Consider the following 11,419-nt stretch of genomic DNA (forward strand, 5'->3'; position numbering starts at 1 on the left):
AAAAACCTTTTATTTCAGCAAGCTGCACCAGATAAATAACAGAACAAGCGCAGCGGGAATCACAAAGATAAATTAATTTTTAACAGCCAAAAAGCGTGATGCTTGTCACAAAAACTCAGCACTCAACTCTCTGCCTGTTTTGCCTGATTTATTTTTTACGTAAGATTCGATTGTGATAAGCAAATAAAATATATTTATAAGTGGTTTTTCGGTTAAACAACAAAAAAGACAATGACCCAAAAATCATTCCCATAGAACTGAGTGCAACCCCACCGCTGGTGATGTAATGTTCATAATTAAATAGCGTGATAAGACTGCCGGATACTGCAATACAGAAACTCATAAACCAGATCCCTGCCAAAGCTAAAAGGCCATGGTAAAAACCTTTTGCCAGATAGTGGACTGCCGTAATCAAGACCAAAATGAAGATCAGTAGCTCTGGTTTATATATGATGTTTTCATTATCGGTAGATATATGATCACCGGTAATAATCTCAAACCACAGTATATAAGGACCAACAACGCTTAACATCGTAAAAAAAACAGCAAACACCATTGCCCACGGTGTGCGAGCGCAAGGTTCATTGCCTATCAGTTCTTTAATTTCTTTTTGTGTAGTTTCAAGTTTATTAAAATCGTTTGTTTTAATTTTCTGATCAAGTTGACGTAGCTGATCAAGATGTGCAATAACGTACATGGTTTAGTCCTTTTTTTTAAAAATTTAAACTTGTATTTTTTATTTTTTCAAAAATAAAATTATGATATTTTTTTCTCCCTTCGCCATGTCAGCTCATAGAAATTATTTAGCATGAACTTATCAAAGCGGAGGGTATAAAGAAAAGACTTACCTACTAACACAAACACTAATGAACAAGTAGAGTACACTATATTCCCTTCAATCCCAGGTATGATGCTCCTGAAAAATGGTAATGATATAAAAAAGTACGAAGCTAGTATAATAATTACCACATTCAACAGCCAGCAATAGAGTATAAGGCCTAATGACATGCCTCTCCTAAGTAGAAAAATAGAGACCGTCTTCAAAAGACAATATAATCCGATTGAAAAAACAACTCCGGAAAAAACCTTAACAGCATCCAATCCGGCGATAAAAAAAACATCACGCCACAAAAAAACCTGAATAATAACGAAGCCAATGAAAGATAAAATATCACAAGCAAACATCGGAAAGCTCACCCATGCTGGTATGTTCTTCATTTCAATATTCAGGCTTTCCCTTATGGCATCAAGCTCCTTAATATTTGATTTATTTATATTAATCTCTAGCTCATGATACTTTACGGTTTGAATTCTCATGATTTATCGCTCAAAAACTCTGCATTAAGCTAATGATGTATTTCCCATGTAAAGAAATGTTTTCTGGGTTTCTGAGATTACCAGAAAAACCACTCCCAACAAATGCTGAAGAATTAATTACTGCACTGACAAGCTCACGATGTAATGATCGTTGCAGAGACTCTGCAGGAAAGCGTTTTGGGTATTTCCCAGCATTGATAGCAGCTTTGATACCTGAGGCTGAGATGCCAGGATTTTGCGCGCGGATGATGTGATCAGTCAAACGTTTCCGTTCTGCTCTTGGAAGTAGATTTAACCATTCAGTTGCTTTAATGGAAGAAATAGCCTTCATTTGCTTATAAACATCTACTGTTTTCTTTAAACCAACGCTAGCCGAAGTTAATGATAATCCATCTAAAATCGTAGACGTCGCTTGAAACCATTGCTGACTATCCAACCATTTAACTTCTTCACTAAAACCAGCAGATAAACCAATAGCCCTACCCACTCCTATACCACACTGGAAGCCTGTTGCCCAAGTTCCTGTTGCTAAAGTGACAGCTGCAATACCTGAACTACCACCAGTCAAAGGAATAACCCCCGTAGCCGTAACAGCTAATACCGCTGTCGCTAAACTAGAACCGCATGCTAGAGCTGTTGCCGCAAACTCCCCATTGAAAATCGAAGTTGAAAGAGTGCCAGTAAGAGATTTTTCAATATCTGCTGATGAGGTGTTTTCCCTAATCCTGGTAATCACCACATGCGTAACCACATTATCTGTAATGCTCGCATAACGCCGTGAAGGCCGCACCAGCCAGCGTGAGTAGCCATCATCATAGATAATCCCTACGCGCTCAAAGTTACGTAGGCAGTCAAACTGATTGATCAGCGCCTGAAAATCGATCGGATCTTTAATGCCCAGACGGCGGGCTAAGTCGATTGAAGGGAGTTTGTGTGCCGGGAAAAGACCTGAAGTTGCCATTGTTATTCTCATCGCTCCGTGAAAGGCGATGAATTTATAACGGTTAGTTACCATCACTCAAGTAAACCACAGTAAAGTATTGTTTATAATCAGAGCGAAGTAAGATCGGCGGGCAAAAAAAACCCCCTCATCATGAGGGGGAAGACAGGGATGGTGTCTATGGCAAGGAAAAACAGGGATACTATGTTACTGGATACATGCTTACTGATTACCACTGGTACTACTCACTGCTTGCAGCGATGACGCTGACTGCAAAGATGAGAGCTCGCGTAACTGATTCAGGCGACGCTCATAATTTTTCTGCAACGTGGCTTGCTGTGCCGTCGTTAACAGGTGATACATCTGATTACTGACCCGGGCCATCTCAACCTGATGATCTACCTGCGCTTGTGCTATCTTTTCAGCTTCGGCGCGCAGCGCAGATTCATTAAACTGGTCAGCAATCGTTAACTCGTGCAGGTTTTCAATTTCCTGCAGTGAAATCGCTGGACGTTCATGGCGGGCCTGCTGCATCAGGTCGCGCATCTGTTGACGTTGCTGTTCGGTCAACTCAATCCCATCGAACATCTGGTTTTGATGAATTTGCGATATGCCTCCCGGCACCCGCTGTCCATCTTGATGCGGTTGTTCACTCTTCGTCGTGCTTGCGGCTCCTGCCTGAGTGATACTTAGACTCACCGCTGAGGCAAAAACGACGGCGGTTAGTGTGCGCATCGGGTACTCCAGTTCGTTCTGTTTTGCGATTCAACGAGAGCCAGTTTACGGCTGGGGCTGCAAACATGCGTCAGGGGGTGTAAAACTACGTAAAGCGATGGATGGGTTAGCCAGGAACGAGGTATTTTGCCTGCGGAGGGCAATGAAAATGAACAAAATCCTGTTAGTTGATGACGACCGCGAATTAACGTCACTGTTAAAAGAGCTGCTGGAAATGGAAGGGTTTGAAATACTGGTAGCCGGTGACGGCGAGCAAGCACTCAACCTCCTCGACAGCTCTGTTGACCTACTTTTACTTGATGTAATGATGCCGAAAAAAAATGGCATCGACACGCTGAAGGAACTCCGCCAGCAGCATCAAACGCCAGTGATTATGCTGACTGCACGCGGCAGTGAGCTCGATCGCGTTCTGGGGCTGGAACTCGGTGCAGATGACTATCTGCCCAAACCGTTTAATGACCGCGAACTGGTAGCGCGTATCCGTGCCATCCTGCGTCGTTCGAACTGGAGTGAACAGCAGCAGCAGCAAGACAACAGCGCGCCAACGCTGGAAGTGGACTGCCTGCGCCTTAATCCTGGCCGTCAGGAAGCGAGCTTTGAAAACACCACGCTGGACCTCACTGGCACGGAATTCACTCTACTCTATTTGCTGGCGCAGCATTTGGGGCAAGTGGTCTCCCGTGAACATCTGAGCCAGGAAGTGTTAGGTAAACGCTTAACGCCTTTTGATCGTGCGATTGATATGCACATTTCCAACCTGCGTCGCAAACTACCAGAACGGCGTGACGGGCACCCGTGGTTTAAAACCCTGCGTGGACGTGGCTACCTGATGGTCTCTGCATCATGATTGGAAGTTTGACCACCCGCATCTTCGCTATTTTCTGGCTGACGTTGGCCCTGGTGTTGATGCTGGTGCTGATGGTCCCGAAACTTGACTCCCGCCAGATGACCCCGCTGCTCGATAGTGAGCAGCGGCAAGGTCTGATGATTGAACAACATATTGAAGCTGAGCTTTCAGACGATCCCTCCAATGACCTGATGTGGTGGCGTCGGCTGTTTCGTGCCATTGATAAATGGGCACCGCCGGGCCAGCGTTTGTTACTGGTGACCAGTGAAGGTCGTGTGATTGGCGCTCAGCACAATGAAATGCAGGTGATCCGCAACTTTATCGGCCAGTCCGATAATGCCGACCACCCCATGAAGAAAAAATATGGCCGCATCGAGCTAGTGGGGCCGTTTATGGTGCAGGACGGCGAAGATAACTATCAACTGTATCTGATCCGCCCGGCCACCAGCTCCCAACTGGATTTCGTCAATCTGCTGTTTGACCGGCCATTTTTACTGCTGATTGTCACCATGCTGATCAGCGCGCCGCTGCTTCTTTGGCTGGCGTGGAGCCTGGCACGTCCAGCACGTAAGTTGAAACATGCTGCGGATGAAGTAGCCAGCGGTAATTTGCGTCAACACCCGGAACTGGAATCTGGGCCACAGGAGTTTCTCGCTGCCGGTTCCAGTTTCAATCAGATGGTTAGCGCGCTAGAGCGAATGATGTCCGCTCAGCAGCGTTTACTTTCTGACATCAGCCATGAACTGCGCACACCATTAACCCGCTTACAGTTAGCCACTGCGCTGGTACGGCGTCGACAAGGCGAGAGCAAGGAGCTGGAACGTATCGAAACCGAGGCACAACGCCTGGATGGCATGATCAACGACTTGCTGGTGCTGTCACGCACACAACACAACAATGCGCTGGTCAGTGAAGCCATGAAGGCGAATCAACTGTGGAACGGCGTGTTAGAAGATGCGAAGTTCGAAGCAGAACAGATGGGCAAGCAACTGGATGTGCCTTATCCACCGGGATCGTGGCCGCTGTACGGGAATCCTCATGCTCTGGAAAGTGCGTTGGAGAATATCGTTCGCAATGCCCTGCGCTATTCACACTCCCATATCAGTGTCTCGTTTTCCGTGGATATAACGGGCATCACTATTCACGTTGATGATGACGGCCCAGGCGTTAGCCCGGAAGACCGTGAACAGATTTTCCGTCCGTTCTACCGTACTGATGAAGCGCGTGACAGAGAGTCTGGTGGAACCGGTTTGGGCCTGGCGATTGTGGAAACGGCGATCCAGCAGCATCGCGGCTGGGTGAAAGCCGATGACAGCCCGCTAGGCGGCCTGCGTCTGACGTTATGGCTACCGCTCTACTCCTCTGCCAGTTAATAATTTGCTATGCTGCGGCCCTCGTTACTGGGGGCCACTATGCTGAACATCGTTTTATTTGAACCTGAAATCCCACCGAATACTGGCAATATTATTCGCCTGTGCGCTAACACCGGCTTTCAACTGCATCTGATTCATCCACTGGGCTTTGGCTGGGATGATAAGCGGTTGCGCCGCGCCGGGTTGGACTACCATGAATTCACGGCTATTCGTCATCACGACGATTACGCCGCTTTCCTCAATGCTGAAAATCCACAGCGGTTGTTTGCTTTGACGACCAAAGGCACGCCGGCACACAGTGCGGTGAGCTATCAGGCTGGGGATTACTTGCTGTTTGGACCGGAGAGCCGCGGCTTACCCGCAACGATTTTGGATGTGTTGCCTGCACAACATAAGATCCGCATCCCAATGGCGCCGGAAAGCCGGAGCATGAACCTCTCGAATGCGGTTTCAGTCGTGGTGTTTGAAGCATGGCGCCAGCTGGATTATGCCGGCGCGCTGGTTAAATAAACGCGTTTAGATCCCGTCGCCGAATTCAAATCCGGCGGCACCACTAAAGTGCTGATCCATATCCATTGAGGGTTTATCACTGGTGGGTTTACCCACAATGCGTGCCGGAACCCCTGCTGCCGTGGTATGCGGCGGCACCGGTTGCAATACTACTGAACCCGCACCAATTTTCGCACCACGTCCCACTTCGATATTGCCGAGAATTTTGGCCCCCGCGCCAATCAGTACGCCTTCGCGAATTTTTGGGTGACGGTCACCGGTGGTTTTCCCGGTACCGCCCAGCGTCACTGACTGTAAAATGGATACGTCATTTTCTACCACAGCCGTTTCACCAATAACGATGCCGGTAGCATGGTCGAGCAGAATACCGTAACCAATATTTGCCGCAGGGTGGATATCAACGCTGAAGGAGACAGAAATTTCATTCTGCAGATAGACCGCCAGTGCACGACGTCCCTCATTCCACAGCCAGTGGCCGATACGATAAGCCTGCAAAGCATGGAAACCTTTGAGGTAAAGCAATGGCGTGGAGTATTTGTCGACTGCCGGGTCACGCAGGCGTACCGCCTGAATATCGTAAGCCGCAGAGACAATCATGGAGGGATCTTCACGATACGCCTCTTCAACAATCTCGCGAATGGCGATTGCTGGCATGATTGGGTTCGAAAGCTTGTTAGCCAGCATATAGCTCAACGCGCTGCCGAGATTTTCATGTTTCAACAATGTCGCATGGTAAAAACTGGCCAGCATTGGCTCACAGTCTGCCAACGCTCGTGCTTCGGCTTTAATATTATTCCAAACCAGTTCTAACTCATCAGACGACATTGCTATTTCTCCTGATAAAAAAAAGCGCCAAAACCGGCGCTACAGATAATTCTACCGGGCATCATGCCTCAGCTCGGGCTGTTTTCATCCTTGCGTTCACGGCCCAACAAGCTCAATGCTGCCTCTCGCGCTGACTTTTCGCAATACAGAACCTGGTAAATTTGTTCTGTAATTGGCATCTCTACGCCAAGACGAGCGGCTAATGCTTTGACCTCTTTAGTGTTTCGGTATCCCTCAACCACTTGTCCGATAATGCGCTGTGCGCTGTCTACATCTTCGCCCTGTCCCAGCATCATGCCAAAACGACGGTTACGTGACTGATTATCGGTACAGGTCAGCACCAAATCGCCTAGACCGGCCATGCCCATGAAGGTTGTCGCATCGGCACCTAACGCAGCACCCAAACGACTCATTTCAGCCAGGCCACGCGTGATCAATGCCGTGCGGGCATTCGCACCAAAGCCAATTCCATCGGAAATACCGGCTCCGATAGCGATGACGTTTTTCACCGCTCCCCCCAACTGTACGCCGACAAAGTCCGGGTTGTTGTAAACACGGAAACTTTTGCCACAGTGCAGTTTGAGCTGCAGATCTTCAGCAAATTGCGCATCTGTTGCCGCCAGAGCAATCGCGGTTGGCATACCCGCAGCCAACTCTTTTGCAAAGGTGGGACCAGACACCACAGCAAGTGGGATTTCATCACCCAGCACTTCACGCGCCACATCCTGCAACAAACGCCCCGTTTCACGCTCCAGGCCTTTTGTTGCCCAGACAATCCGTGAATCCGCTCGCAGGTGCGGTTTGATTTGCGCCAGCACTTCACCAAAGACATGGCTTGGCACCACGACCAGCAAGTCACGGCTAGCAGCCACAGCTTTTGCCAGATCGGTTTCGAGTGCAAGGTTGTCAGGGAAAGGTACATCAGGCAGAAAAGCCACATTACAGCGGTCAGCCTGGAGCTGCGCCTGATGCACAGGATTATGTCCCCATAACAGTACCGGATGGCCGTTACGGGCTAGGGTGATCGCCAGTGCGGTGCCGTATGAACCGGCACCGATGACGCTAATAGAAGCGTGATTACTCATCAGGCATCCTGATGTGGTTCAGCGCCCTGCTGCTGCTGCAGATAGTTCATGAACAGCGCATCAAAGTTCACTGGCGCCAGGTTAAGCTGCGGGAAGGTACCGCGAGAAACCAGGCTGGTGATGCACTCGCGCGCATACGGGAACAGGATGTTCGGGCAGTATGCACCCAGGCAGTGAGCCATCTGGTTGCCTTCGATACCGGTGATGCTGAAAATACCTGCCTGCTGAACTTCGCACAGGAACGCAGTATCTTCACCAACGCTGGCGGTTACAGTAACGCGCAGGACAACTTCAAATACGTCGTCAGCCAGCTGAGAAGACGCGGTGTCCAGGTCCAGTTTAACTTCAGGTTCCCACTCTTTCTGGAATACCTGTGGCGCATTAGGCGCTTCAAAAGAGATATCTTTAGTATAGACGCGTTGAATCTGGAACTGCATTTCGTTGGTGTTATGTTCTGACATCTGACTTAAGTCCTGTATGTTAAAATGTCCTGACGTTAAATTACGCCTGAAGGAGTGGGTCTAATCCGGCACGACCCTCAAGAGCAAAAAGGTCGTCACAGCCGCCAATATGCTGCGCATCAATAAAGATCTGAGGCACAGTAGTACGGCCACTGCGTTTAATCATCTCTTCACGCTTTTCGGCATCACCATCAATAGCGATTTCATTGAATGCAGCACCCTTCTGTTTTAACAGTTCTTTTGCACGCACACAGAAAGGACAGGTCGCTTTGGTATAAATCTCAATGTTTGCCATATCGGATTCCTTAGGGAAGATTATTTTCCGCGTACCAGAGGCAGGTTTTCACCGCTCCAGCCACTGATGCCATCTTTCAGAACGCTAACCTGCGCAAAACCGGCTGCACTCAGTGCAGCCGCTGGCTCACCGGCGCTCTGGCCCGTGGCGCAGACAACAATGACTGGCTGAGCTTTATGCTTTTCCAGTTCGCCAAAGCTGCCTTTTTTGATATCTGCTGCTGCCAGGTTAATAGCCCCAGAAATGTGCCCCTTGCGATAATCATCGCGTGAGCGAACGTCAACCACCACCGCGTCTGCTTTATTAATTAGATGGGTTGCTTCGCCCCGGCTAATTGTTTTTACTTTAGAGAACATGCCTTTAACGGTGGTTACAATCACCAGAATTAATAAAGCAACCCAAGCCAGGCTCAGGATGGTGTGATTGCTGGCAAACTGCATAATTTCTTGCATGAGGGGTAACGACTCCAAACCGGGCTAATAAGCGAAAACAAGGGTTCTGAGTATACCTGCGCCACTTCGCATGTACAGAAGCGAGAGGGCCAGAGTTACGATTTGTGCGTCATTTTCCAAAAAAAGTGGTCAAATCGTAAAAACAGCGCAACGCTTAAGAAGGTTTGGTCGCTTACGGACATGTTTGGAAAAGGAAATCCCTTTGGGGATGGCTGGTAAGCATCTATTCAACGTGGAATAATCACTGGTATATGAAGGGAAAAACAGCCAATTCATACACATGGACCCGTTTTAACACGGCGCATTCGCCAAAAACGGTGCGTATGTCCGTCCTCTCCCTGAGCCTGCTTTGCGCGGGCATGTTGTCATTGCCTGTCACTGGCTACAGCGCTGATGACAACAAAACTCAACTCAAGTCGATTCAGCAGAGTATTGCCGAGAAAGAGAAGAGTGTTCAGGCGCAGAAAGTGCAGCGCAGCCAACTGCTTGATCAGCTCCAGAGCCAGGAAAAAGTGGTCGCGCAGGCGAGTCGCCAGCTGAGAGAAACCCGCAATACACTGGCCAGTATCAACAATGATATCAACCAACTCACCGCCTCGATTGCGCAACTGAAGAAGCAGCAGGTTGCTCAGGAAAAATTACTCGCACAACAGCTGGATGCTGCATTCCGTCAGGGCAAACATAACGGCCTACAGTTGCTGATGGGCGGTGCAGAAGCACAACGCAGTGAGCGCATTCTGGCGTACTTCGGCTACCTCAACGACGCCAGAGAAAAGAACATTGAGGCGCTCAAGCAAACCCGAGCGAAACTCGCCCAGCAACAAAGCACATTGCTGGCTAAGCAAGCACAACAGAAAGGACTGCTGTCTCAACAACAGACACAGCAAACTCGTCTGGAACAAGCCAACGCAGCACGTAAAAAAACCCTGAGCGTGCTGGAGAGTTCACTGGAGAAAGACCAGGCTGACCTGGTGCAGATGCGCCAGAACGAAAGCCGCCTGCAAGATAAAATAGCCAAAGCTGAACGCGAGGCACGTGCAAGAGCTGAACGTGAAGCGCGCGAAGCAGAACAGGTGCGCCAGCGTCAGGCACAAGCCAAGGCCAAAGGTTCCACTTACAAACCCACTCGCGATGAGAGTGAGTTGATGGCACGTACCGGTGGCTTAGGCCGACCTGGTGGCCAGGCTCTGTGGCCAGTACATGGCCGCATCGAACATCGCTTTGGTGAAACTCTGCAAGGTGAACTGCGCTGGAAAGGGCTGGTGATTGATGCCGCAGAAGGCAGTGACGTTAAAGCCATCGCAGATGGCCGCGTGCTCATGGCCGACTGGTTGCAAGGTTACGGGCTGGTGGTGGTTATCGATCACGGCAAAGGGGATATGAGCCTCTACGGCTATAACCAAAGCGCACTGGTGAGCGTAGGTGCTCAGGTAAGGGCCGGACAGTCCATTGCCCTGGTAGGCACCAGCGGCGGTCGTGGTACGCCATCGCTCTATTTCGAAATCCGACGCCAGGGACAGGCGGTTAACCCACTCCCGTGGTTAGGAAGATAAGCCTTGATTCGCTCCCGCACTCTCATTTCGTTGCTGGGCGGTCTGATGCTCAGCTTTACTGCTCATGCTGGCAAGTTAGCGTTAGTGATTGATGATTTTGGTTATCGCCCGGCGGAAGAGAACCAGATTTTGCAGATGTCGCCGCAAATCAGCGTTTCCGTCCTGCCAGATGCCCCACATTCCCATGAGATGGCGGTCAAGGCCCATCAATTGGGCCATGAGGTGATCATCCATCTTCCCATGGCCCCGTTAAGTAAACAGCCACTGGAAAAAAATACCCTCACGCCTGATATGAGCAGTGCCGAAGTTGCTCGCATCATCCAGGAAGCGGTGAATAAAGTCCCGTTTGCCGTCGGCCTGAATAATCATCAGGGCAGTAAGATGACCTCCAGTTTGTCGGGTATGCAGAAAGTGATGCAGGCACTGGATCACTACAATCTCTATTTTCTCGATAGCATGACGATTGCGGGTAGCCAGTCCATACCCGCAGCGCAGGGCACGCACGTCCGTATTCTGAAACGTCGCGTTTTCCTTGATGACAGCCAAAACGAGGCAGACATCCGCCAGCAGTTCCAGCGAGCGGTAAAACTGGCCCAGCGTGATGGATACGCTATTGCGATTGGGCACCCACATCCCACCACGGTACGGGTGCTACGTGCGATGCTGCCGAATCTACCCGCCGATGTCACCTTAGTGCGTCCCAGCCAGCTCCTTAATGAGCCGCAGCGCGGTACTGCGGTTTCTGCCAGCACGCATCCAACTTCGCCAGTAAAACCTCAGCCAGCACGCTTCAAAGCGCCTGGCTTGTGCGTAACCAGGCAGCCTATTGCCCCCGTGCCAGCAACGCGTATGTTGAGTGTGATCGCGGAGAGTATTGCGCAAAGCCCGCTCTACAAAAAACTGGCGGACCTGTTCTGATTGCCTTTCCCCCTCTGTGGGGAAAGTGGCACAATTCGTTAAACTTAAGAGGCTGCTTGCACGCTTTAACGGTGTGGTAACACACGGGTTTGATCGGGAAACTTAATC

The 11,419-nt window shown here is 49.7% G+C and carries 13 protein-coding genes; 5 read left to right on the forward strand and 8 right to left on the reverse strand.

The window, feature by feature from the left end:
* Nucleotides 1–148: 148 nt before the first annotated feature.
* From B880_RS0117870 to cpxP, 3 genes are all read right to left on the reverse strand, one after another.
* Nucleotides 149–697, reverse strand: coding sequence for a hypothetical protein (locus B880_RS0117870; RefSeq protein ID WP_017348823.1), 549 nt, complete (start codon nt 695–697; stop codon nt 149–151).
* Nucleotides 698–1,327: 630 nt separating this feature from the next.
* The gene (locus tag B880_RS0117880) at nt 1,328–2,278 is read right to left on the reverse strand and encodes a hypothetical protein (protein ID WP_017348825.1); all 951 of its coding nucleotides are present in this window, start codon (nt 2,276–2,278) and stop codon (nt 1,328–1,330) included.
* Nucleotides 2,279–2,479: 201 nt separating this feature from the next.
* Nucleotides 2,480–2,992, reverse strand: coding sequence for a cell-envelope stress modulator CpxP (cpxP, locus tag B880_RS0117885; protein WP_017348826.1), 513 nt, complete (start codon nt 2,990–2,992; stop codon nt 2,480–2,482).
* Between the two features lie 148 nt (nt 2,993–3,140).
* On the opposite strand from cpxP, the gene cpxR reads away from it, so the two are divergent.
* From cpxR to trmL, 3 genes are read left to right on the forward strand one after another with little or no spacing between them, the layout of a single operon-like run.
* Nucleotides 3,141–3,839, forward strand: a complete 699-nt coding sequence (gene cpxR / locus B880_RS0117890; RefSeq protein ID WP_026042746.1) for an envelope stress response regulator transcription factor CpxR — start codon at nt 3,141–3,143, stop codon at nt 3,837–3,839.
* Nucleotides 3,836–5,212, forward strand: a complete 1,377-nt coding sequence (gene cpxA / locus B880_RS0117895) for an envelope stress sensor histidine kinase CpxA (RefSeq protein ID WP_017348828.1) — start codon at nt 3,836–3,838, stop codon at nt 5,210–5,212. The genes cpxR and cpxA overlap by 4 nt, the downstream gene beginning before the upstream one ends.
* Before the next feature lie 39 nt (nt 5,213–5,251).
* Nucleotides 5,252–5,722: a tRNA (uridine(34)/cytosine(34)/5-carboxymethylaminomethyluridine(34)-2'-O)-methyltransferase TrmL gene (trmL, locus tag B880_RS0117900; protein WP_017348829.1), complete on the forward strand. Its 471-nt coding sequence runs from the start codon at nt 5,252–5,254 to the stop codon at nt 5,720–5,722.
* Nucleotides 5,723–5,728: 6 nt separating this feature from the next.
* Here the strand turns inward: trmL and cysE are convergent, their stop codons facing one another.
* From cysE to B880_RS0117925, 5 genes are all read right to left on the reverse strand, one after another.
* The gene (cysE, locus tag B880_RS0117905) at nt 5,729–6,547 is read right to left on the reverse strand and encodes a serine O-acetyltransferase (RefSeq protein WP_017348830.1); all 819 of its coding nucleotides are present in this window, start codon (nt 6,545–6,547) and stop codon (nt 5,729–5,731) included.
* Nucleotides 6,548–6,615: 68 nt separating this feature from the next.
* A complete protein-coding gene (gpsA, locus tag B880_RS0117910; protein ID WP_017348831.1) occupies nt 6,616–7,632 on the reverse strand; it encodes an NAD(P)H-dependent glycerol-3-phosphate dehydrogenase in 1,017 nt (338 codons plus the stop codon).
* Nucleotides 7,632–8,093, reverse strand: coding sequence for a protein-export chaperone SecB (gene secB / locus B880_RS0117915; RefSeq protein ID WP_017348832.1), 462 nt, complete (start codon nt 8,091–8,093; stop codon nt 7,632–7,634). The genes gpsA and secB overlap by 1 nt, the downstream gene beginning before the upstream one ends.
* Before the next feature lie 40 nt (nt 8,094–8,133).
* The gene (gene grxC, locus B880_RS0117920; RefSeq protein ID WP_017348833.1) at nt 8,134–8,388 is read right to left on the reverse strand and encodes a glutaredoxin 3; all 255 of its coding nucleotides are present in this window, start codon (nt 8,386–8,388) and stop codon (nt 8,134–8,136) included.
* 20 nt (nt 8,389–8,408) lie between these two features.
* Nucleotides 8,409–8,840, reverse strand: coding sequence for a rhodanese-like domain-containing protein (locus B880_RS0117925; protein WP_026042748.1), 432 nt, complete (start codon nt 8,838–8,840; stop codon nt 8,409–8,411).
* A 251-nt stretch (nt 8,841–9,091) separates the two neighbouring features.
* On the opposite strand from B880_RS0117925, the gene envC reads away from it, so the two are divergent.
* Entirely contained in the window at nt 9,092–10,393 is a 1,302-nt protein-coding gene (gene envC / locus B880_RS0117930) for a murein hydrolase activator EnvC (protein ID WP_017348835.1), read from the forward strand.
* 45 nt (nt 10,394–10,438) lie between these two features.
* Entirely contained in the window at nt 10,439–11,311 is an 873-nt protein-coding gene (locus B880_RS0117935) for a divergent polysaccharide deacetylase family protein (RefSeq protein ID WP_051005715.1), read from the forward strand.
* The last annotated feature ends 108 nt before the right edge of the window (nt 11,312–11,419 follow it).

This window comes from Pantoea sp. A4, from assembly GCF_000295955.2.
GTDB classification, from domain to species: Bacteria; Pseudomonadota; Gammaproteobacteria; order Enterobacterales; family Enterobacteriaceae; genus Pantoea; species Pantoea multigeneris.